The following is a 22,312-nucleotide window of genomic DNA, read 5'->3' as shown; positions in this document are numbered from 1 at the left end:
ACGGAGCGAGTATTGTAAGGGCGGCAACGACGTTAGGCCGGCCCGGCCCGCACGGTCGCCCGGCATTCATGCAGAAATAGCATTGATTCATGTGATAAATGAATTTGTGCGATTGTGCCGATCGCGCTGCAATGGCGGATTGCCCGCGCACGCGGGCGCGCGTCCGGCGCGTTCATTCAGCTTTCGACGAGGTGGAATCGATGACTGGCTTCAACTGGCACAACCCGTATCCGACGACCCGCATTCCGGTGTTTGCACGCAACGTCGTGTCGACGTCGCACCCGCTCGCTGCGCAGGCCGGGCTGCGGATGCTGTGGAAGGGCGGCAACGCGGTCGACGCGGCGCTGGCCGCTGCCGCCGCGCTCACGGTCGTCGAGCCCGTATCGTGCGGGCTCGGCGGCGACGCGTTCGCGCTCGTGTGGGACGGTGAGCGATTGTCCGGGCTGAACGCGTCGGGCGTCGGGCCGGCCGCGTGGAACGTCGACTATTTCCGCAAGCGCCACGGCGAGGCGGGCAACGGCATCGCGAACAAGCCGACGCGCGGCTGGGATACCGTCACCGTGCCGGGCGTGATCGCGGGCTGGGAAGCGCTGCATGCGAAGTTCGGTTCGCTGCCGTTCGCGGACCTGCTCGAGCCGGCGATCGAGATCGCGGAGCGCGGCTATGCGGTGCCGCCGATCGTCGCGCACAAGTGGGCGGCCGCGGTGCCGGAACTCAAGGGGCTGCCGGGTTTCGCGGATACCTTCATGCCGCACGGCCGCGCACCGCAGGTGGGCGAGCGCGTGTGCCTGCCGGGCCATGCGCAGACGCTGCGCACGCTGCAGAAGGAAGGCGCCCGCGCGTTCTACGAGGGCGTGCTCGCCGAGCGCATCGCCGCGTTCTCCCGCGAAGGCGGCGGCGCGCTGACCGCGGCCGACCTGCATGCTTACCGGCCGGAATGGGTCGAGCCGATCGGCAAGCGCTTCGGCCGTCACACGATCCACGAGATTCCGCCGAACGGGCAGGGCATCGCGGCGCTGATCGCGCTCGGCATCGCCGAGCACGCGGGCCTGACCGAATGGCCAGTCGATTCGGTCGACTCGCAGCATCTGCAGATCGAGGCGATGAAGCTCGCGTTCGCCGATGTCTATCGCTACGTCGCCGATCCGCGCGCGATGGAGGTCACCCCTGAACAGATGCTCGACGATGCGTATCTCGCCGAACGCGCGAAGCTGATCGATCCCGCGCGCGCGACGCATTTCGGCGCCGGCCGGCCGCATTCGGGCGGCACGGTCTACCTGTCGGCGGCCGACGAGCGCGGGATGATGGTGAGCTTCATCCAGTCGAACTACATGGGCTTCGGCTCGGGGCTCGTGGTGCCCGGCACCGGCATCGCGCTGCAGAATCGCGGGCACGGCTTCTCGATGGATCCGGCTTCGCCGAACGTCGTCGCGGGCGGCAAGCGGCCGTTCCACACGATCATCCCGGCGTTCGTCACCGAGGAGGTCGACGGTCGCACCGAGGCCGTGATGAGCTTCGGCGTGATGGGTGGCGACATGCAGCCGCAAGGCCACCTGCAGACTGTCGTGCGGATGCTTGGCTACGGGCAACAACCGCAGGCTGCCTGCGATGCGCCGCGCTGGAAGGTCAACCGCGACTTCACGCTCGACGTCGAGGCAACGATGAATCGCGCGACTGTCGATGCGCTGACCGCACGTGGCCATACGATCAAGTCGATCGACGATCCTTACATGGATTTCGGTTCGGGGCAGTTCATCTGGCGTCTCGACCGCGACGATCGCGAGCGTGGCTACGTGGCCGCGAGCGACAGCCGGCGCGACGGTCTGGCGGCCGGTTTCTGATGGATTGCTGCCGGCTTTCGCCGGCATGTCGTGCGCTTCGCGGGCGGCCGGATGGCCGCCCGTTTCGTTTGCGGCAGCCCGTATCGCCGAGCGGGCGCAAGCGGTTTGAAGGACTCGTCTAACGAACGGCAACAGACGCCGTGGAACTGCGCTCGTCCGGTATGGTCAGTGCTCTGGAGCACGAACATCAAAGTCCGGCTAAGATGCCAGCATGGTTCGGCCGGACCAATCCACTATAAACGCAAGTAAAACGCCGCCTGCGGGACGGTTGGCGCCTGTGCCGAAGGCATGGGCCGGCCCCCGCGCGACGACTGGGAGCGCACCACCATGGACACCAAAACGACGCATGTGATGCCGTGGCGAATCGAGGACATCGACCTGAACCGGATCGATCGTCAACGTGCCGCCGCGAACGAGGATCTGTTGTTGCTGCTGTGCGCGTCGTCGTTCATCGAAAGCGGCTCGGATCTCTACACGAGCAATCTGAGCCAGTTCTTCAACGACGATCCGGAAGTCTCCGCATGGCTCAACAATGCATGGGAGCACGAAGAATTGCAGCACGGGCGTGCGTTGAAGGCGTACATCGCGCACGTGTGGCCGGAGTTCGACTGGGATACCGCGTTCGCGAATTTCTTCGCCGAGTATTCGAAGACCTGCAAGGTCGAGGCGTTCGAGAAGACCCGCGCGCTCGAGATGGTCGCGCGCTGCGTCGTCGAGACGGGCACGGCCACGCTCTATCGCGCGATCAACGAGTGCTCGGACGAGCCCGTGCTGAAGGAAATCACCGACAACATCCGCACGGACGAAGTGCGCCACTACAAGCACTTCTTCAAGTTCTTCAAGAAGTACAACCAGCTCGAAGGCAATGGCCGGCTCGCGGTGCTCGGCGCGCTGGCGCGCCGCGTGATGGAAATCAAGAACGAGGATTCCGAGATCGCGCTGCGCCACGTGTTCGCGGTCCGCTATCCGGATCGTGTCGGCGACAGCCAGTACAACCGCGAGCGCGCCGCGCGCATCAGCACGCTCGTGCGGCGCAACCTGTCGGCCGACATGTGCGTGAAGATGCTGCTCAAGCCGCTCGACCTGCCCGCGAAGATCCAGCCGGGCGTCCACTATCCGCTCACCAAGATCACGCGGCACGTGTTCCTGCGCTGATCGCCGCGGCGCGGCCCGGCGCGCGTATGCTGCGGCATCTTCATCCGCTTTCCACCGGGGCCACGCCATCATGACCGATACCCATCGCCACGCGCTCGAACAATGGACGTTCGATGCGTGGCCGCCGGCCGTCGTTTCGTTGTTCGACGGCACGGCGCTCGAACGTCATGCCGACTTCGCCGCATCGCTGATCGTCGCAACCGACGACGGCCAGTTGCGCACGACGCTGCTCGGCGTCGGCGAGATCTACGCACACGATGCGCGCACGCTGCTGCTGGCGCTCTGGCCGCAATCGCGTGCGGCGCGCGCGATCGCGCAACGGCGGTCGGCCGCGTTGACGCTCGTCGCGGACGGCGCGTTCTTTCAGGCGCAATTGAGGATGGCGCCGCTCGAAGGAGACTTCGGCGGACTGGCCGGATTCGCTGCGACGATCGCGCACGGCGATGCGCAGCGGGTCGGCTATGCGCGTCTCGCGACAGGCGTCACGTTCACGCTGGAAGGGGAGCGCGCCGCGGTGCTCGCACGCTGGCAACGCCAGGTCGAGCACCTGCGGCGCGCAGCCGCACGGCTTCAGTGACCGCGCTGGCCGCTGCGCGACGAACGGTTGCGGTTCGGGTGCGCGGCATTGCCGTTCGCCGGGCGGGCGCTGTTGCCGCCACCGGCCGGACGCCCGCCGCTGCCGCCGGCGCCGCCTTGGCCTTGCCCTTGCGCGCGCGGCTTCGCGGCCTTCTGCGGCGAAGCCTTCGGTTGCGCATTGCCGTCGCGTTTCGCGGCCGGCTGGCCTGAGCCGCCTGCGCGCGGCTGGCGATTGCCGCCGCCACCGCCACCGCTGCGCGGCTGCTGCTGCCCGCGGCGCTGCTGGATCGGCTCCGGCTTCGCGTGCGGATCGGGTTCGAAGCCCGCGATCACTTCCTGCGGAATCTCGCGCTTGATCAGCCGCTCGATGTCGCGCAGCAGCTGCTTTTCGTCGACGCACACGAGCGACACGGCTTCGCCGGTCGCACCCGCGCGGCCCGTGCGGCCGATCCGGTGCACGTAGTCTTCCGGCACGTTCGGCAGGTCGAAGTTGACGACGTGCGGCAGCTGGTCGATGTCGATCCCGCGCGCGGCGATATCGGTTGCGACGAGCACCTGCAGCGTGCTGTTCTTGAACTCGGCCAGCGCGCGCGTACGGGCCGACTGGCTCTTGTTGCCGTGGATCGCCATCGCGCTGATGCCGTCCTTCGTCAGCTGCTCGGCAAGCCGGTTCGCGCCGTGCTTCGTGCGGGTGAACACGAGCACCTGGAACCAGTTGTGTTCGCGGATCAGGTGCGTGAGCAGTTCGCGCTTGCGGTCGCGGTCGACCGGGTGAATCTTCTGCGCGACGCTTTCGGCGGTCGTGTTGCGGCGTGCGACCTCGATCAGCGCGGGCGAGTCGAGCAGGCTGTCGGCGAGCGCCTTGATCTCGTCGGAGAAGGTGGCCGAGAACAGCAGGTTCTGGCGCTGCGGCGGCAGCTTCGCGAGCACGCGCTTGATGTCGTGGATGAAGCCCATGTCGAGCATCCGGTCGGCTTCGTCGAGCACGAGGATGTCGAGATTCGACAGGTCGATCGTCTTCTGCTGCATGTGATCGAGCAGGCGGCCCGGCGTCGCGACGACGATGTCGACGCCGCGCTTGAGCGCATCGATCTGCGGATTGATGCTGACGCCGCCGAACATCACGGTCGAGCGCAGCTTCAGGTACTTGCTGTACGCACGGACGCTTTCCTCGACCTGGGCGGCGAGTTCGCGCGTCGGCGTGAGGATCAGCGCACGCACCGCGCGCTTCGCGCCGCGATTGTCCGCGTAGAACGTATGCAGGCGTTGCAGGATCGGCAGCGTGAAGCCGGCGGTCTTGCCGGTGCCCGTCTGCGCGCCGGCGAGCAGGTCGCCGCCGCCGAGGACGGCCGGGATCGCCTGCTGCTGGATCGGAGTCGGCGACGTGTAGCCGAGCTCGTTGACCGCCTTGACCAGCGGTTCGGCCAAGCCGAGAGATTCGAAAGACATAGATACCACTCTTCAGTTTTATGATCGGCGACGTCTCGCGCGGCCCGCGCGGGAGGTGACATCGCAAAATGCAAAATGCAAAATGCAAAAGGGCGCGGCCGCGGTTTCCCGCAGCCGCGCCCCGTTTGTGTCAGCCGCTTCTTAGTCGAGCGGCGCGGAACGCAGGTCGCTCACCTGTTGCGGCGAGATCGGCGTACCGTTGTTGCCCCACGACATCCGGATATACGTGACGACCGCCGCCACTTCCTGGTTCGACAGCGACTGTGCGAACGGCGGCATCCCGTAAGGACGCGGATTCTTGAACGTGCTCGGCGGATAGCCACCGTTCAGCACCATGCGGATCGGGTTGACTGCCGATTCCATCATGATCGAGTGGTTGCCCGCGAGCGGCGGATACGACGGCGGCTTGCCTGCGCCGTTTTCGGCGTGGCAGGTCGCGCAGTTGTCCGCGTAGATCTTCTTGCCCTGGTCGAACAGCGCGTTGCCGAACTGCTTCGACGGCTCGTACTGCATGTTCTTCGGCGCTTCAGCCTTCTGCGGGATCGACTTCAGGTACGTCGACATCGCACGCGTATCTTCGTCGGTCATGTACTGCAGGCTGTTGTGCACGACGTCGGCCATCGGGCCGAACACCGCGCCCTTGTTCGATACGCCGGCTTGCAGCAGGTCGGACAGCTCCTGCACGTGCCAGTCGCCGAGGCCGAGTTCCTTGTCGTTCGTCAGCGACGGCGCATACCAGTTCTGCAGCGGGATCAGGCCGCCGGCGAACGCCGAGCCCGTCACCGGGCCGCCCATCATGTTGATCGACGTGTGGCACATCGAGCAGTGGCCGAGGCCTTCGACGAGGTACGCGCCGCGGTTCCATTCGACCGACTTGGTCGGATCCGGCTTGTACTCGCCTTCCTTGAAGAACAGCGTGCGCCAGCCGATCAGCAGGTTGCGGTTGTTGAACGGGAACTTCAGTTCATGCGGACGGCTCGGCACCGATACCGGCGCGACCGAGCGCAGGTACGCGTAGATCGCGTCCGAATCCGAACGCGTGACCTTCGTGTAGCTCGCGAACGGGAAGCCCGGGTACAGCAGGCTGCCGTCCTTCGAACGGCCGGTGTGCATCGCGCGGTAGAAGTCGTCCGACGTCCACTTGCCGATGCCGTCCTTGTCGTCCGGCGTGATGTTCGGCGTGTACATCGTGCCGAACGGCGTTGCCATCGGCAGGCCGCCCGCGAACGACTTGCCGCCGCGCACGGTGTGGCACGCGATACAGTCGCCGACGCGCGCGAGGTATTCGCCCTTCTTGATCAGCGCGGCCTGGTCGGCCGGCGTGGCCGCAACAGCGGAGGCGCCGTGCAGCGTGTCGTTGCCCGGCCACAGGACCGGCACGAGGGCGGCAGCCGCGACGATCGCGACGGCCGAGAGTGCAAACAGGGACTTGCGTTTCATTGTGTCTGTCTCCCTTGCCTTATTGCGGTTCGCTGCCGCAGGCGAGCGGAGTCTTCATCGAACGCGCCGGAGCCGGCACGGGGTTGGCGGGCGCCGGTTGCGCGGCAAGCCATGCGGTCACGGCCGTCACATCTTCGTCGGAAAGCTTCGAAGCGACGTCATGCATGCAATCGGGCGCCTTCGCGTGGCGGTTGCCCGAGCGCCATGCACCGATCTGCGCGCTCAGGTAGTCGGCGTGCAGGCCGACCAGGCCCGGGATCGCCGGCTGCATGCCGGTCAGCGTCGCGCCGTGGCAGGCCACGCAGGCCGGCAGCTTGCGGGACGGGTCGCCTTGCGTGACGAGCTGCTTGCCGCGCGCGAGCGTCGCGGCCGGCAGCGTCGGCTTCGCCGGCGCCGGGTACGGCGGGCGTTCGGCCGAGAAATGCTCGGCCATCTCGCGCAGGTAATCGTCGTTCAGGTACGTCAGCAGGTAGTTCATCGGCGGGTACTTGCGCCGGCCGTCACGGAAGTTGACGAGCTGGTTGTACAGGTACTCGGCCGGCTTGCCGGCAAGACGCGGGAAGTAGTCGTTGTCCGTGCCCTGGCCATGGACGCCATGGCAGGCCGTACAGCCGCGCACGCGCTCGGCCATGGTATCGGGTGCCTTGAGCGGCGCCTGCTGGGCGTGCGCTTGCTCCGTGGGCTTGGTCTGCGCTTGGGCAGCGCTCATAAGGCCCGCGCTGCCGAACATCAGAACGGCGAGCAGCGGACGGAAGAGGCGTCTTGAAGACACACGAGACTCCATGTTTATTCGACGGGGACCTGTTGTCCGGGCTACGATCGGCTCGGCGCATGACGGCAAGGCAGCCGGGCTGCTGCGACGCGGCATTCTATCATCGATGGGTAATGACGGCTATTTGGCAAAAGGACGTCGGTTCCTGTCTGTTTGCGACTTGCGACAATTTGACGCGCATTGCGGCGTGTCGGTGTGAACCGGCGTGCGTTTTCCCCATCGAAGACCGTACACTCGCGGGTCGCGCGGCGCCGCCTCCGCCGCAGGTCCAGTCATTTCTCCCGTTTCCGGATTCATCGATGACGTTTTCTACCGTGCCGTTGCCCTCCTCACGCTGTCTGTCCCGTTGCCGCCGCCTCGTCGGCCTGCCGCTTTCGGGAGGGTGTGCGCGATGAAGTTCGACAGCTTGTGGATCGGTCAGGTCGCGCTCGCGGCGCTGATGGACGCGGCGTTCGCGATGGCGGTCGGCTCGGCGCTGCTCAAGGCATGGCTCGGCAAGGACGGTGCCCGTCCGGTCGTCGCGCCGTCGCATCCCGCGTGGCTGCGCGCGCAACATTCGCTGGTCGCGGCGGCGCTGGCGCTGGTGCTCGCGGATCTTGGCTGGCTCGTCTACGAGGCCGCGACGATGAGCGGGGCGGGGCTCGGCGGCGCGTTCGCCGCGATTCCCGTCATGCTGTCGCAGACGCACACGGGCTTTGCATGGAGCGTCGCGTTCGCCGGCGCCGTGGTGCTCGCGATCGTCGCGCTGGCGAAGCCGGAGGGCCCGGTCGCGCACGCGGTGCTGTGGCTCGCGGTGATCGTGGTCGCAGCCGGCAAGGCATCGCTCGGCCATGCGGCTGATACGGGTGCGCTGTCCGCGGCGGTCGGCGTGCAGACGCTGCACCTGCTCGCGACAGCCGTGTGGGGTGGCCTCGTGCTCGCGGGCGGGCTCGCGGTGCTGCCGGCGCTCGGTTCGTCGGTCGCGCGCGGTGCGCTGATCCGCATCGGCCAGCACCTGTCGCGTACGTCGATCGTCGCGGTCGTCTTCGTGCTCGGCACCGGCGCGCTCAACGCGATCCGCGGGCTCGGCGGTTCGCTCGCGCCGCTCGACGGCAGCACGTGGGGGCGCGTGTTGCTGCTGAAGCTGCTGCTCGTCGCGCTCGCGCTCGTGCTCGGCGGCCTGAACCGCTTCGCGGCGCTGCCGCGCCTGCGCCGCACCGCGTCGACCGAGGATGCGCACACGTTCCGCAACATCCTGCATCTCGAAGCGCTGACGATGATCGGCGTGTTCGTCGCGGCCGCCGTGCTGTCGTTCAGCGTGCCGGGGTTCGCGGCCCTCGGCTGACGGCAGCGCTCGCGCGACGCGACGCAAGGTCGCCGTCGCGCACCCGGCACATGCCGGACGTCACACCGCGCTAGCAAAAACGGCTGCCCGTCGGGCAGCCGTTTTCGAATCGATACTTACCGCGGCATATCGCACGGTCCGCAGCCGCGCGCGGCGCATCGCGCTCACCACTCGGCGACGCTGCCGTCCTCGTGGCGCCACACCGGGTTGCGCCAGCGGTGCCCCGTCTTCGCCATTTCGCGCACCTTCTCCTCGTTCACGTCGATGCCGAGCCCCGGGCCCTGCGGAATCGCGACGAAGCCGTCCTCGTAGCGGAACACCTCGGGGTTGCGCAGGTAGTCGAGCAGGTCGTTGCCCTGGTTGTAGTGGATGCCGAGGCTCTGCTCCTGGATGAACGCGTTGTAGCTCACCGCGTCGAGCTGCAGGCACGCGGCGAGCGCGATCGGGCCGAGCGGGCAGTGCAGCGCGAGCGCGACGTCGTAGCTCTCCGCGAGCGTCGCGATCTTGCGGCACTCGGTGATGCCGCCCGCGTGCGACGCGTCGGGCTGGATGATGTCGACGTAGCCGCCCGCGAGGATGTGCTTGAAATCCCAGCGCGAGTAGAGCCGCTCGCCGAGCGCGATCGGCGTGTTGGTCTGGTTGACGATGTCGCGCAGCGCCTCGGCGTTCTCCGACAGCACCGGCTCTTCGATGAACATCAGCTTGTACGGGTCGAGCTCCTTCGCGAGCACCTTCGCCATCGGCTTGTGCACGCGGCCGTGGAAGTCGACGCCGATCCCCACGTGCGGGCCGACCGCGTCGCGCACCGCCGCGACGTTCGCGATCACCTGCTCGACCTTGTCGTAGGTGTCGACGATCTGCAGCTCCTCGGAGCCGTTCATCTTCACGGCCTTGAAGCCGCGCTCGACCACCGCGCGCGCATTGTTCGCGACGTCGCTCGGCCGGTCGCCGCCGATCCACGAATACACCTTGATGCGATCGCGCACCTGGCCGCCAAGCAGCGCGTGCACGGGCACGCCGTGATGCTTGCCTTTGATGTCCCACAGCGCCTGGTCGACGCCCGCGATCGCGCTCATCATGATCGGGCCGCCGCGGTAGAAGCCCGCGCGGTACATCACCTGCCAGTGATCCTCGATCAGCAGCGGATCGCGGCCGACGAGGTAGTCGGCCAGCTCCTGCACGGCCGCCTCGACCGTGTGCGCGCGGCCTTCGACGATCGGCTCGCCCCAGCCGACGATGCCCTCGTCGGTTTCGATCTTGAGGAACAGCCAGCGCGGCGGGACGACGAAGGTTTCGAGGCGGGTGATTTTCACGATGCGAGTCTCCAGGGTTGACCGGCGCAGGCAGTCCGGCGCGGCGCACGGTCGCGGGCTTTCGCGGTTATCCTAGCGCAGCCTGATAAAAAATAGTATTAATAGCACTATTGTGCAGATAGTGGGCAGTTGGCACGCCCGGGCACCGGCATAACGGAGAACGATCATTCGACGCGACCTGCATGGACAGACGGCCTTCCGGCTCGCCACGGCGATCCTGCGCGGCGACTACCCGCCCGAGTCGCTGTTGCCGAGGGAACCCGACCTGATGGAGATGTACGGCGTGAGCCGCACGGTGATGCGCGAGGCGCTGCGTACGCTCACGTCGAAGGGGCTCGTCGAGTCGCGGCCGAAGATCGGCACGCGCGTGCGGCCGCGCGGCGTGTGGAACCTGCTCGATGCCGACTTGCTCGACTGGTACGCGCGTGTCGCGCCGCCGCTTGCGTTCGCGCTGAAGCTGCAGGAGATGCGCGAGATGGTCGAGCCTTACGCGGCCGCGCTCGCCGCGCGCATGCATACGCCGGAAACGTTCGACGCGATCGACGGCGCGGCGCGTGCGATGGCCGCCGCGCGCAACGTCGACGAATGGGTGCGCGCCGACCTGCGCTTTCACCTGAGCGTGCTCGAAGCCGGCGGCAACGAACTGCTGGTGCCGCTCGGCACGTTGATCGATCGCACGCTCGAGGCGCAGTTGCATCTGAATGCGCGCCGCGCGGACGTGTACAACGCGTCGCTTGCCGAGCACACGGCAGTCAGCGACGCGATCCGCGTACGCGACGAGGACGGTGCGCGTCGCGCGATGGCGGCGCTGCTCGCGGTGACGCGCGCCCGGATCGAGATGTCGTGACGGGGAGAGGGGGGCAGTGCGGCGCCGTCAGGCGTTCGCGCAGCCGCCCGGCTTGACGATGCGTTCGGTCGACGCAGGGTATTTCGCGAGCAGGCTCGCCGGCCGCTGCGGGCGCACGACCAGGTCGCCGCCGCAGTTCGGGCAGCGGCCCTTCAGCACGTCGTCGGCGCAGGTCGCGCAGAACGTGCATTCGAACGTACAGATGCGTGCATCGGCCGAATCGGGCGGCAGGTCCTTGTCGCAACATTCGCAGCCGGGGCGCAGTTCGAGCATGACGGTGTTCCTTGGTTTGGGCAGGGTCGGGACGGGCACCGCACGGACATTGCGTGTGGCGCATGTGCGGGCTACTGTACCCGCTTGGATCGGCCTGGCCAACGGTGTTCCGCCGGGGTGCCGTCGATGCGCACGGGCCGCACCGGGAGACGACCATGCTTTGTCGCGGAAGCTGTCACTGCGGCGACGTGAAGTTCGAGGCGGAAGGCGACCTGCAGGGCGTGATGGCGTGCAATTGCTCGATCTGCCAGCGCAAGGGCGCGCTGATGTGGTTCGTGCCGCGCGACCACATGACACTCCTCACGCCGGACGACCATCTCGCCACCTACATGTTCAACAAGCACGTGATCAAGCACCGCTTCTGCAAGCGCTGCGGGATTCACACGTTCGGCGAGGGCGTTCACCCGAACGGCACCGCGATGGCCGCGATCAACGTGCGCTGTCTCGAGGATGTCGATATCGACGCGCTGCCGGTCACGCACTACGACGGCCGCTCGCACTGAGCGGCGCGTCGGCGCATGAACGGACGCGCGGCCGTCAGGACGGTTGCGCGGTAGCGGCCCCCGGCGCGGGTGTTTCCGCCTGCGGGGCGGGGCCCGCGGTGCGCGTGCCGGTGCTGGCCGGGCGTTCGATCAGCGGCGCGAGCGCCGGCGCCATCGACTTCAGCAACTGCACGGCCATCGCGCTCGTGAAGTCGTAGCGCGCCGCATACGGCTCGTGCGCCGTTGCGGTCAGGACCCCGAAGAACCGGTCGCCGAGCACGAACACGAAGGTGCCGCTGCGGTTCACCTTGCGCGACTCGATCAGCCGCGCGCCGCGCGCATAGACGTTGAAGCGCTGGTCGCCCGTCCCCGTCTTGCCGTACACGTCGAGCGTCTTGCCGTCGGGCAGCGTGAAGCCGCCCGCGAGACGGCGCGCGGTGCCGTTGAGCACGACGTCGCGCAGCAGCGTGTGCGCCACGTTGACGATCTCCGGCGACAGCATCGGCTGCGGCTGGGCGACCGCGCGCACGAAGCGCGTTTCGTACGGTGTGCCCTTCGCGAAGTCGAGTCGCGTGATCGTCTCGGTCGGCGCCTTCTGGCCGCCGTTCGCGATCAGGCCGATCAGTTTCGCGAGTGCGTCGGGCTGGTCGCCCGATGCGCCGATCGCGGCCGCGTACGACGGCGTGACTTCCGCGAACGGGTAGCCGAGCGCACGCCACGACTTCGTGATTTCAGCATACGCACGCAGCTCGACCATGCGGCGGATGCGGCGGTCCTGGGTCGCGTGGTAGCGCGTCTTGTACAGCCACGAGTACGTGTAGAAACGTGCATCGTGGCTGTCGCGCTGGACGTCGGCGAGCGACGCCGCCGGGTGCGCGCGCAGGTAGTTGAGCGTCCACAGCGCGAGCGGATGGACGCTCGCGATATAGCCGCGATCGTTGAGGTTGAAGCGGTCGATCGCGTACTTCGCGTAGAGCTTGGCGAGATCGTCGTCGGACAGCGTCGCGGCCGGCGTGCCCTTCAGCTGCACGCGCATCTGCGCGTCGAACCATGCGAGCGATTCGTTCGGTGCGACGCTGCGCAGCACCGTCGCGATCTTCGGCGGCGATTTGCGCACGTCCTTCAGCATCAACGCGAGCGCGTCGTCGGGCGCCTTGCCCGCATAGCGCGTGTAGTAGCGCTTCACGTAGACCTGGCTTTCGCCGTCGACGAACTGCTGCAGGTAATGCTGGCGCTGCTCGGGGTCTCCGAGCCACGATGACGACGGGCCGGCCGCCTGCAGCGTCTCGTAGTGGACGATGTCGCGCATCAGCCGCACGAACACGAGGTTGACCGAATGCTCGAACGCCGTGTGCAGCGTCAGGATGCGGCCGTTGTCCGACTTCTCGAAGTTCGAGAACACCTGCGCGCCGCCGCCCGTGTAGAACACGTCGGGGCTCGCCGAATACTTGCGTTCGACGGCCGCGTCGAGCATCGCCTGCAGCGAGCGGTCGCGCGTATGCGACAGGTAGTCGAGCGCCCAGTGCGACAGCCCGTCGATCGGGTCGGGCTTCACGCGCGCCAGCTCCGCGTTCGACAGGTTCGCGTAGCGCGCATGCAGGTCGGACACGATCTGCAGGTAGGTGATCAGCGTACGCAGTTTCGCGGTCGAGCCGAGGTTGATGCGGCCGCCGCGATTGACGTCGAACGGCTCGTTCACGCTGTCGGTCTGCACGCGCAGCAGGTTCGCGCCGTTGCGGTGTTCGTACAGCGTGAAGCTGTACGTGAGGTGCGACGGGTCGTCCTTCGGCGCGAGCATCTCGAAGCCGTACAGGCCGGCTTTCTGCGCCCCGTCGCGCGTCGAGGCCTGGGCGAGACGTTCGGCGACCGCCTGCTGCACGCCGTTGTCGAGCGTGCTGGTCGCCTGCAGGTCGAACTGGTCGAGCTGGTACAGGTCGCTGATGCCGAGCGCCGACAGCAGCGACGCGCGCGCGGACGTCACGGCCTTGCGCGACACGAACGACTGCACGTGCGCGGCGGCCGGCGGCGCGCTGCGTTCGATCTCCGCGGCCAGCGCGGCGTCGCGCAGCGCGGGCGAGATCACGCCGCCGTTCGACAACAGCCGCAGGTAGCTGTCGGTCAGCTTCTGCAGCGCCGGATAGCCGCGGTTGAGGAAGTACGACGGTGCGCGCTGCGCGATGATCAGCGACAGCACCTCGCGGAACGTCTTGCCCTGTTCGTCGACGTTGTCGCCGGTCGTCGGCGCGGACAGGATGCGGTTCACGTCGTTGAAGTCGCGGCCGTACCATGCGGCGAGACCGTCGCCGATGCCGGTTATCTCGCCGATATGCGGCCGTGCGGCGAGCGGTACCGAGTTCAGGTAGCGCACGACGATGGTGCGGCGCGCGAGCATCGTCTGCGGGCCGTTCAGGTACGCGCGCACCGACGCGGACGCGATCTGCCGCAGCTTCTCGGGCGGCGTCGCGGTGCGGCCCTCGGGCGAATGGCGGAATTTCTCGATCTGGGTCGCGAGCGTGCTGCCGCCCGGGCGTGCCTGATGGCGGTTGACGACGTGCAGTGCCTGATCGGCGACCGCGCGGCTGAAGCGCCCCCAGTCGATCGCCGGGTTGCGGTTCGGCTCGTTCGCGTCGAGCAGGTAGCGATCCTCGATGAACAGCAGCGAATCGGCGACCACGCGCGGCACCATGTCGAAGTCGGGGTAGACGCGCTGCGGGAACACGGTCGCGAACAGCGGCGCGCCGGTCGAGTCGAACAGCATCAGGCCCGCCTGGTCCTTCTCTTCGAACGGGAGGAACAGCCCGCGCTCGCCGAGCGACAGCATCCGCTGCGAATCGCGCGCCTGCTTGCTGACGACGAAGCCGCGCGCGAGCAGCCGCTCCTGGAACCCCGGGATCATCGAGTAGCCGAGGCGCTGGTCGTACGGGCCGTTCGCGGGGAAGCGGATGTGATCGCTCGGGCCCGTCTCGACCGTATAGCCGACGTCGCGGGTGAGCTCGGACAGGTAATGCGCCTGCAGCCGGGACGTTTCGATCTCGCTCTGCACGAGTCGCGCAACGATCGCCACGGCGATCAGCAGCGCGGCCAGCAAAGACCACTTGACCCACGTCCAGACCGATGCGGGACCGGTCACGCGCGGCAGGATACGATTCAGCGGCCGATTCATGGCGGCGTCTCCCTGAAGGTGCGGGCTCCGGCCGCACCCCATTAAGGATTAGTGTAGTCCTCCGCAGCGGGCTGCCAAGGGCGTTCACTACCGAGATGCGTCGACGCAACGCGCGTGCCTGCGACGCGCTGTAACCTGCGTTGCGTTGCGGCGGTGCATGCCGTCGCAGCGTAACGTTTGCGCGTTTCGTGCCGGGGCATCCGTGTGGCGGGGGTGTCGGCCGGCAGGCCCGGACGGCCGGGCACGCCGGCAATGCACCGGTTTCGTGCGGTGCGGCGCAGCGACAATTAGGATCGGAACCCGACCGTAAAATTGTGTCCGGCGCACGGCGATGCTGCGGGTTTCCGTGATAGCCGCGCGTGTCGGCTGCGGGTACGATCGTCGGATATGCGGCGCCTTTCCGCTTTTGCCGGGAGTCCCATGCCGATCCATCCCGTTGCGCTCGCATGCACGGCCATCCTCGGGTTGCTGCTGTTCGGGCTCGGGCTCGTCGTGTCGGTCACGCGGTTCCGCTGCACCACCGGTTCCGGGTGCGCGCCCGATCCGGCGAACGGGTTGCACAAGATCGTTCGTGCGCACGGCAACACGGCCGAATACGCGCCGTTTCTCGCGGTGCTGTTTCTCTACTTCGGCGCCCACGATCCATCGCGCGCGATCCTGGCGCTGATCGTCGCGGCAACCGTGTGCCGCTGCCTGCTCGTCGTTGGATTGCTCGCGTGGCCGACGATGGCCAACCCGAATCCCGTGCGTTTCGTCGGCGCGCTCGGCACGTATCTGTGCGGCGCCGCGCTGTGTATCGCGCTGTTCGTCTGAACGGCGGCATGCGCGGCATACGGTACAAGTCCTGAACCGGGGAGCGGCTGCGGCGAGCGGTGATATGCTCGCGGGACGCCCGCGATCGACGGGCAGATTCCGACTGCCTGCGCGCTGCCGCGTTGCACGGCATTTCCGAGGGAAGAACCGACAACATGAGCCGCAAATTCATTCTGAAGGGCGACACGACCGACCACGGCGGCGTCGTGCTCGAAGGGATCGCCAATTCGTCGTTCGACGGACGCGAACTCGCCTATCTCGGCGCGCCGGTGTTCTGCGCCGCCTGCAAGTCGCCGGGCGTGATCGTGTCCGACGGCGGCGAGCGGACGATGACCGTGATGGGCAAGATCGTCGCGCTCGAACACGACCTGTGCCAGTGCCTGTGCACGCCGCAGCCGAAGCTGATCGCGTCGCAGGCGACCGGGACGATCACCGGATAAAGCCCGCCGCGCGGCGGCGGTTGCCATCCGCGCGGCATCGACACCCGGCCGCCGGCCGTCAGACGCTGCCTTCGGTTTCGATCACGAGGATGCGTGCTTCGCCGAGCGGATGCGCGACATGCTCGGTGCCGGCCGATGCATGGAACACGTCACCCGTTTCGAGCACCGTCGCGTGCTCGGCGCCTGCTTCGCGATAACGCATCTCGACGCGACCGTCGAGCACCGCGAACACTTCCTCGCCGTCGTTCACATGCCACCGATACGGCTGGTCGGTCCAGTGCAGGCGGACCGTGATGCCGTTCAGGTTTGCGATGTCGAGCGCGTCCCACGCGCGGTCCGCGGTGAACGCTGCGCTGCGGATGATGTTCATCGATGGGTTCTCCGGCGCGAATGCGCGTCGCCTTCCAGTCTTCGAGTATTCAAGTCAATTTCCCGGCGTCCGCATTCAGCGCGACATCGCACGCAACGCCTGTTCGATCGTCGCCTTGCGCTTCGCGAAGCCGGCCGCCGACCGTTCGGTGACGCGCTTCACGACCGCCGCCGGCGCGGTGTCGGGCGAACCGGCGTCGAACGGCGGCGCGGGCGCGTATTCGAGCTGCAGCTGGATCGCCTGCGCTTCTTCTTCGCCGGCCAGCTCCGCGGCGATCGTCAGTGCGAAGTCGATGCCGGCCGTGACGCCGCCGCCCGTGATCAGGTTGCCGTCGCGCACCACGCGCTCGCACACCGGCACCGCGCCGAGCGGTTCGAGCAGCGAGTGGAAGGCCCAGTGCGTCGTCGCACGCCGCCCGCGCAGCAGGCCGGCGACACCCAGCAGCAGCGCACCCGTGCACACCGACGTCACGTAGCGCGCAGTGGCCGCGCGCTGCTGCACGAACGCGATCGTTTCGGCATCGAGCAGCAGCGCGTTGATCCCGATCCCGCCCGGAATGCAGATCACGTCGAGCGGCGGACAGTCGTCGAACGTGCAGGTCGGCGCGAGCGCCAGCTCGCTGCTCGACGCGACGGCGTCGCGCGACTTCCAGACCAGATGAACGCTTGCGTCGGGCAGCGACGCGAGCACGTCGTGCGGGCCGGTGAGATCGAGTTGCTGGACGCCCGGAAACACGAGAAAGCCGATATGCAGGGACATGCGAAGACTCCGCTTGGAAGGGGAACGCGCCGTTGCCGGCACGGGATGGACAGATCGATTCTAGGCGCGTAGGGTTTGGCGAAATTGCCATATCACCCACGTTTTCAGCCAATCGCCATGACTGCCGCCCCGCGTTCGATCCTGGTCCTCGCATTTCCTCGTGCCCAGCTGCTCGACGTGTCGGGGCCGCTGCAGGTGTTTGCGTCCGTCAACGAGCTGGCGCTGGAGCGCGGCCAGCCGGCGCCGTATGCGCCGCGCGTCATCGCGGCCGAGGCCGGGCCCGTCGAGACGTCGTCGGGCCTCGTCGTGATGGCCGAATCGCTGCGCTCGGCTGCGCGCCATCCCGATACGCTGATCGTCGCCGGCGGCAAGGGCGTACATGTGGCTTCGAAGGATGAGCGGCTCGTGCGCTGGGTGCGGCAGCAGGCGGCGCGCACGCGGCGCGTGGCATCGGTGTGCACCGGCGCGTTCCTGCTCGCCGAGGCCGGCCTGCTCGACGGGCGGCGTGCGGTCACGCACTGGGCGCGCTGCGACGAATTCGCGGCGCGCTATCCGAACGTGCGCGTCGAATCCGATCCGATCTTCATCCGCGAAGGCGCGTTGTGGACCTCGGCCGGCGTGACGGCCGGCATCGATCTCGCGCTCGCGCTGGTCGAGGAGGATCTCGGGCGGGCGACCGCCCTCGACGTCGCGCGCGAACTCGTCGTGTTCCTGAAGCGTCCGGGCGGGCAGGCCCAGTTCAGCACGATGCTGTCGATGCAGCGCACCGACGACCGGTTCGGTGAACTGCATGCGTGGATGGCCGAGCACCTGACGGCCGACCTGTCGGTGCCCGCGCTGGCCGAACGCGTGCGCATGAGCGAGCGCAGCTTCGTGCGTCACTACCGCGCCGGAACCGGCCGCACGCCGGCGCGCGCGGTCGAACAGATCCGCGTCGAGGCCGCGCAGCGCCTGCTCGGCGAAACGGCATGGCCGGTCAAGCGGATCGCTGCGCGTTGCGGCTTCGGGTCGGAGGAAACGCTACGGCGCTGCTTCGTGCGCGTGCTGGGCGTGTCGCCGCAGGGGTATCGCGAGCGATTCGTGCGGTAACGCACCGCGTGCGGCAGCGACCGAGTGGGGCCGGAACGATCGCCGCACGGGACTGAACGGAAATCGATCGCTTTCCAGTCCGAAGCGCCGAAATTATTCAGGATCGGAGAACAATGGGTGGGGGCTTGTGTCGCGCCCGTCGCGCGCTCTATTCTGTTCCGTTGGCGATTCGAAGGGGGGGGCAGCATGGACCGAATCCAGGCAATGGAAGTTTTTACCCGCGTGGTCGACGCGAACAGCTTCACGCGCGCGGCCGACACACTCGCGATGCCGCGCGCGTCGGTGACGACCATCATCCAGAACCTCGAGGCGCTGCTCGGCGTGCGCCTGATGCACCGCACGACGCGCAGGCTGTCGCTGACGCAGGAAGGTGCGGCGTACTACGAGCATTGCATGAAGATCATCTCGGAGATCGCGGAGGCCGACGCGAGTTTCCAGACCGGCAACCGCAAGCCGAGCGGCGTGTTGCGCGTCCACATGCCGAGTTCGCTCGGGCGGCGCATCGTGCTGCCGTCGCTGTCGATTTTCCGGCAGCGCTACCCGGACATCACGCTTGAACTGGGGCTCTCCGATCGTTATGTGGATCCGGTCGAGGAGGGCATCGACTGCATGATCCGGGTCGGGCCGCTCGAGGATTCGTCGATGGTCGCGCGGCGGATCGGGATGCTGAAGCGCGTGACCTGCGCGTCGCCCGATTACCTCGCGCGTCACGGCGAGCCGCACGAGATCGCCGATCTCGCCGAGCATCATGCGGTGAATTATCGGTCGAGCCACGGCGCGCGCGCGATTCCGTGGGTGTTCATGATCGACGGCAAGCCCTTCGAGGTGCGGATGAACGGGGGCGTCACGGTCAACGATTCGGATGCCTATGTGACGTGCGGGCTGGAAGGGTTCGGGATGATCCAGCCGACGCTGTTCATGGTCCTGGAGAACCTGCTCGACGGCTCGCTGGTCGAGGTGCTGCCGGACTGCAATCCGAAGCCGAAGCCGATTTCGATCGTGTATCCGCACAACCGGCATCTGTCGCAGAAGGTGCGCGTGTTCGCCGACTGGATCGCGGAGGTGTTCGAGTCGACGCCGTCGCTGGAAGGCGGGGAGAACTGGCGCGGGCGGGTGGGGGCGCGGGCGGAGAAGGTGCAGAGGGGGGCGGTGGCGGCGTAAGGCACCGGGGCGCGGCCGGGGTGGCCGTGTCGCCGGCCACCGCAGTTTTGGCGCCCCGGAAAGTCGAGCGTCGATGCCGCGGCTTCAATTGCGGGATTGATCCGGCGTCGCGCCGCGCGTCGCGCGATCGCGCAGTGCTGCGGGCAATTGCCACAGTATCAATTCGCGCGTGCCGAGTGCCCACAGCGCCGACCCGCTCCACGAAAAGGCCAGCGCCTGGATCTCGCTGTCTTTGGGTATCGACGATGTGTCGAGCTGCACGGGTGTGCGGCCCTGTGCGACGTCCCAGAGTGCCACGCGATGTTTCCAGCCGCCCGAGGTGTAGGTCGTGCCCATCGCAAGGAGGCGTCCGTTCGCCGAACGGGCGGCGGCCTTGAAGTTGTCGGCAGTGCCCAGCAGTGCCGACAGCACGTGCCCGCTCTTGAGATCCACCACGTGCATGCCGACAAAGCGCTCCCGTTTCGGGCCGGGATACTTCACGGGAGGAGGCATGCTGCCGTCGTCGTCGAGCAGGAGCACGAAGCCTGTCGCGATCCATTGACCTTGCGGCGAACCGAGCGGCTTGGGCACCCATTGCGCAATACCGGCAGCGCTGACGGAATTCGGCGTGCCGAAGCGCTGGGGCAGGGCGATCGTACGCAGCGCGCGGCCGGTGCGGGCATCCAGCTCGGCGAGCCCTTGCGAATCCTCCGTCCAGTAGGTCCCGGAAGGCCGCCAGCGTACTGGCCAGATCAGGGTATTGGTGCCGTTGCTGATCTCGTCCATCAGCGACTGGCGTACCGATGACAGCGTGGTGACGAACGGCCATGGATCGTCGGTGCCCGACGGCGGTGACGTCGGGCGTTGCACGGTCAGGAACTCGGAGCCGAACGGGTTCTCGTTCTTCTCGTCACGCCGGATGTCATGCCAGAAATTGGCCGGCAGATCGTCGTCGAGGATCCAGGCCATATCGCTCATCTGGAAGTCTCGCCAGCCGGTCTCGCTCGGCCAGACGACTTCATGGCCATCGACCTTGCGGCTCGCGAGGTCATATCGGTACAGGCATGGCTTGCTCTTGGCGTCCGGCTGGCCATCGAACCAGACGGCGCTGCCGTCGCCGTTGATCATCATCCGTCGCGGGCCCTCCTTGCCGTGCCAGACTTCGTCCGCCTGCAACGCGCCGTTGGCTGCGTGCAGCCGCCACACGTACTCGTTCCAGCCGCGGTTGTCGGCCACCTGGGCGCTGAACAGCAGGCTGCCATCCGGCAGGCCGAGGAGGTCGTGCGGGTACAGCAACGTGCGTTGCGACGGGTCGGTCACGAACTTGTCCCAGCGGATGATCGCGGGCTTGATTACCGGGGCGCTCGGGTCCGGCACAACCAGCTTGATTGCGGGGGGCGGCATCGACGGTGTCGAGGGCAACTGCCATGCGGCGGGCGACGTGGCGATTTCCAGCTTGGCCGGCAGTGCGGACAACGCGCCGGTCAGTGCCGTGAACACCTCGCCCGGGACGACGGAGATACCTGTCCTGCTGGATTGGGTCCGGTTGCCGCTGAACACGTCCAGGTCCTGAAGCGTCAGGGCTTTCCACAGGCTGTAGTCGGGGTTGGGTCGGGAGTCGATGCGGCCGAACTGAACGACCGTCGCCGGATGCCCGAATATGGCGCTTACGTCCTGCACCCTGACGAACAGCGCACTCCGGTACTGACCGGTGATGCCGTCGCTGTGGTCCTGGCGGGCCTCCCAGAATGCATAGGTGGTCTGCAGCGCCGGCAGGCCGGCGCCCCGGAACAGCCGGTCGACGCGTGTCCGTGCCTGATCCATGCGCCAGTCCAGTTCCTGTCGGGTGATCGCGCCTTGTTGCAGCGCCTGCTGCAGTTTCGGCAGGGTCGCGTGGTCGGCGATGGCCGCGCGCAGCTCCGGCCGGCGCGACAACAGCACGTAGCTCCAGGGATCCGGCAAATTCTGCAGCTGCCAGCTATTGGCATTGGCTGTTACCGGGCTCGTCCGTTCCAGCTCGCGCTGTACCAGCGGCTGCACCTGATCGTAGGGCGCGGAGACCAGCACGAACACGGCTTCTGCATAGGCTTGCCGGTTCTTGCCGTTGTCCCAGACCAGGACCTGTTCGCCTCGACGGGCGGCTACTTCGTAATCGTCGTCGTGCCTGGTGTCGTGCAGTTGTTCGAATCTCCAATGCAGGCCGTCGACGGTGGTGTCTGGCAGAGGATCGGCGTGGCAGGCGAGCGGGATCGCGATGCCGATCAGAACCGACAGGAAGCATGCGAGGCGTTTTTTCATTGACGTCATGCCCGGATGCAGCAGAATTTTGGACTGTCCGATTCTAAGTGCGGCGTAGCGCTCGTGCCGCGGTGTATCGGGTGCCATTGCGCGGGGTATCGATTTTTGCGCCGTTCGGTATCACCGCATACGGGCGTCGGCGAGTGGATCGTCTTTTGGCGGAGGGGGGGCTCGGCATCGGTTGCGTATCACCCCTGGTCTCGAAAGCAATGGCTCGATCATCGCTGCCGCGAAAGCACGAGCCGGTACTGGCGCTCGGCACGGAACGCGCGTGTCACGGGATTGCTGCTGAGTTCAACCGTTCCTGTTTGCGTCGGTCGTGCGCAGACACCGGCGCCGGGACGCATGATGAGTGCCAGTGAAAGAGCCGCGGCCATTCAGCGCGGCCCCTCGCGTCGGCGCATTCAAGTCGCGGATCGATTTCGACCGGAAGTTTGCGATTGGCGATGGCCGAGTGATCGTCGCGTTCGACCGAGGGAGGCTCACACGGTCAACGCGATGTGACGGCGTGTGTTTTTTTGGCGGAGCAAATGAAAAAGCCGCCGTTCCTTTCGAAACAGCGGCTCTCGCATTTGGTGGCGAATCAGGGATTCGAACCCCGGACCTGCGGATTATGATTCCGTCGCTCTAACCGACTGAGCTAATTCGCCGAAGAAATGAATTATGGAGAATGCCGGCTTTGCTGTCAACACCTTTTTTCATCATCCGTGAAAAAGGCGCCGGCGGCCCGTGCCGACCTTGTTGCGGACGATCACCGTGCACCGCCGG

Annotated in this window: 19 protein-coding genes and 1 tRNA gene; 10 read left to right on the top strand and 10 right to left on the bottom strand. The window is 67.2% G+C overall.

Annotated elements, in window-relative coordinates; genetic code table 11:
* Positions 1-200 precede the first annotated feature (200 nt).
* The 3 genes from BCEP18194_RS20195 (at position 201) to BCEP18194_RS20185 (ending at position 3,573) form a co-directional block, all read left to right on the top strand.
* Positions 201-1,841, top strand: coding sequence for a gamma-glutamyltransferase family protein (locus BCEP18194_RS20195; RefSeq protein WP_011353108.1), 1,641 nt, complete (start codon positions 201-203; stop codon positions 1,839-1,841).
* A gap of 327 nt (positions 1,842-2,168) precedes the next feature.
* Positions 2,169-2,996, top strand: a complete 828-nt coding sequence (locus tag BCEP18194_RS20190; RefSeq protein ID WP_011353107.1) for a ferritin-like domain-containing protein — start codon at positions 2,169-2,171, stop codon at positions 2,994-2,996.
* A 70-nt stretch (positions 2,997-3,066) separates the two neighbouring features.
* Positions 3,067-3,573, top strand: coding sequence for a hypothetical protein (locus BCEP18194_RS20185; RefSeq protein ID WP_011353106.1), 507 nt, complete (start codon positions 3,067-3,069; stop codon positions 3,571-3,573).
* On the opposite strand, the gene BCEP18194_RS20180 is transcribed toward BCEP18194_RS20185, so the two are convergent.
* From BCEP18194_RS20180 to BCEP18194_RS20170, 3 genes are all read right to left on the bottom strand, one after another.
* The gene (locus BCEP18194_RS20180) at positions 3,567-5,021 is read right to left on the bottom strand and encodes a DEAD/DEAH box helicase (RefSeq protein WP_011353105.1); all 1,455 of its coding nucleotides are present in this window, start codon (positions 5,019-5,021) and stop codon (positions 3,567-3,569) included. The two genes, BCEP18194_RS20185 and BCEP18194_RS20180, sit on opposite strands and share 7 nt — an antisense overlap.
* Positions 5,022-5,162: 141 nt before the next feature.
* Positions 5,163-6,461: a c-type cytochrome gene (locus tag BCEP18194_RS20175; RefSeq protein ID WP_011353104.1), complete on the bottom strand. Its 1,299-nt coding sequence runs from the start codon at positions 6,459-6,461 to the stop codon at positions 5,163-5,165.
* 19 nt (positions 6,462-6,480) lie between these two features.
* Positions 6,481-7,245 carry a c-type cytochrome gene (locus BCEP18194_RS20170; RefSeq protein ID WP_041492946.1) on the bottom strand — a complete coding sequence of 255 codons (765 nt, stop codon included), beginning with the start codon at positions 7,243-7,245 and terminating at the stop codon, positions 6,481-6,483.
* A 379-nt stretch (positions 7,246-7,624) separates the two neighbouring features.
* Between BCEP18194_RS20170 and BCEP18194_RS20165 the strand changes: the two genes are divergently transcribed.
* Positions 7,625-8,557, top strand: a complete 933-nt coding sequence (locus tag BCEP18194_RS20165; protein ID WP_011353102.1) for a CopD family protein — start codon at positions 7,625-7,627, stop codon at positions 8,555-8,557.
* A gap of 164 nt (positions 8,558-8,721) precedes the next feature.
* On the opposite strand, the gene dgoD is transcribed toward BCEP18194_RS20165, so the two are convergent.
* Positions 8,722-9,870 carry a galactonate dehydratase gene (dgoD, locus tag BCEP18194_RS20160; RefSeq protein ID WP_011353101.1) on the bottom strand — a complete coding sequence of 383 codons (1,149 nt, stop codon included), beginning with the start codon at positions 9,868-9,870 and terminating at the stop codon, positions 8,722-8,724.
* Positions 9,871-10,084: 214 nt separating this feature from the next.
* Between dgoD and BCEP18194_RS20155 the strand changes: the two genes are divergently transcribed.
* Positions 10,085-10,717: a FadR/GntR family transcriptional regulator gene (locus BCEP18194_RS20155; protein WP_244132507.1), complete on the top strand. Its 633-nt coding sequence runs from the start codon at positions 10,085-10,087 to the stop codon at positions 10,715-10,717.
* A gap of 27 nt (positions 10,718-10,744) precedes the next feature.
* Here the strand turns inward: BCEP18194_RS20155 and BCEP18194_RS20150 are convergent, their stop codons facing one another.
* Entirely contained in the window at positions 10,745-10,990 is a 246-nt protein-coding gene (locus tag BCEP18194_RS20150) for a DUF1272 domain-containing protein (protein WP_011353099.1), read from the bottom strand.
* Positions 10,991-11,145: 155 nt separating this feature from the next.
* Here BCEP18194_RS20150 and BCEP18194_RS20145 point away from each other — a divergent pair, with 155 nt between their 5' ends.
* Entirely contained in the window at positions 11,146-11,493 is a 348-nt protein-coding gene (locus BCEP18194_RS20145) for a GFA family protein (RefSeq protein ID WP_011353098.1), read from the top strand.
* 34 nt (positions 11,494-11,527) lie between these two features.
* On the opposite strand, the gene BCEP18194_RS20140 is transcribed toward BCEP18194_RS20145, so the two are convergent.
* Complete coding sequence (locus BCEP18194_RS20140; protein WP_011353097.1) at positions 11,528-14,635, bottom strand: transglycosylase domain-containing protein; 3,108 nt, start codon at positions 14,633-14,635, stop codon at positions 11,528-11,530.
* A gap of 420 nt (positions 14,636-15,055) precedes the next feature.
* Between BCEP18194_RS20140 and BCEP18194_RS20135 the strand changes: the two genes are divergently transcribed.
* A complete protein-coding gene (locus BCEP18194_RS20135; RefSeq protein ID WP_011353096.1) occupies positions 15,056-15,448 on the top strand; it encodes an MAPEG family protein in 393 nt (130 codons plus the stop codon).
* Positions 15,449-15,603: 155 nt separating this feature from the next.
* The gene (locus tag BCEP18194_RS20130; RefSeq protein WP_011353095.1) at positions 15,604-15,888 is read left to right on the top strand and encodes a PAAR domain-containing protein; all 285 of its coding nucleotides are present in this window, start codon (positions 15,604-15,606) and stop codon (positions 15,886-15,888) included.
* Between the two features lie 58 nt (positions 15,889-15,946).
* Here the strand turns inward: BCEP18194_RS20130 and BCEP18194_RS20125 are convergent, their stop codons facing one another.
* Together BCEP18194_RS20125 and BCEP18194_RS20120 are read right to left on the bottom strand one after the other, a co-directional pair.
* Positions 15,947-16,258 carry a cupin domain-containing protein gene (locus BCEP18194_RS20125; RefSeq protein ID WP_011353094.1) on the bottom strand — a complete coding sequence of 104 codons (312 nt, stop codon included), beginning with the start codon at positions 16,256-16,258 and terminating at the stop codon, positions 15,947-15,949.
* Positions 16,259-16,333: 75 nt separating this feature from the next.
* Positions 16,334-17,017 carry a DJ-1/PfpI family protein gene (locus BCEP18194_RS20120; protein ID WP_011353093.1) on the bottom strand — a complete coding sequence of 228 codons (684 nt, stop codon included), beginning with the start codon at positions 17,015-17,017 and terminating at the stop codon, positions 16,334-16,336.
* Between the two features lie 117 nt (positions 17,018-17,134).
* Here BCEP18194_RS20120 and BCEP18194_RS20115 point away from each other — a divergent pair, with 117 nt between their 5' ends.
* Together BCEP18194_RS20115 and BCEP18194_RS20110 are read left to right on the top strand one after the other, a co-directional pair.
* Positions 17,135-18,106 carry a GlxA family transcriptional regulator gene (locus BCEP18194_RS20115; protein WP_041492945.1) on the top strand — a complete coding sequence of 324 codons (972 nt, stop codon included), beginning with the start codon at positions 17,135-17,137 and terminating at the stop codon, positions 18,104-18,106.
* A 186-nt stretch (positions 18,107-18,292) separates the two neighbouring features.
* Positions 18,293-19,267: a LysR family transcriptional regulator gene (locus BCEP18194_RS20110; protein WP_011353091.1), complete on the top strand. Its 975-nt coding sequence runs from the start codon at positions 18,293-18,295 to the stop codon at positions 19,265-19,267.
* An 84-nt stretch (positions 19,268-19,351) separates the two neighbouring features.
* On the opposite strand, the gene BCEP18194_RS20105 is transcribed toward BCEP18194_RS20110, so the two are convergent.
* Together BCEP18194_RS20105 and BCEP18194_RS20100 are read right to left on the bottom strand one after the other, a co-directional pair.
* Complete coding sequence (locus tag BCEP18194_RS20105) at positions 19,352-21,631, bottom strand: WD40 repeat domain-containing protein (protein WP_011353090.1); 2,280 nt, start codon at positions 21,629-21,631, stop codon at positions 19,352-19,354.
* A 486-nt stretch (positions 21,632-22,117) separates the two neighbouring features.
* Positions 22,118-22,194, bottom strand: a tRNA-Met gene (locus BCEP18194_RS20100).
* Positions 22,195-22,312 lie beyond the last annotated feature (118 nt).

The organism is Burkholderia lata, assembly GCF_000012945.1.
In the GTDB taxonomy this organism is placed as follows: Bacteria; Pseudomonadota; Gammaproteobacteria; order Burkholderiales; family Burkholderiaceae; genus Burkholderia; species Burkholderia lata.
This window is presented reverse-complemented; position numbering and strand designations above follow the sequence as displayed.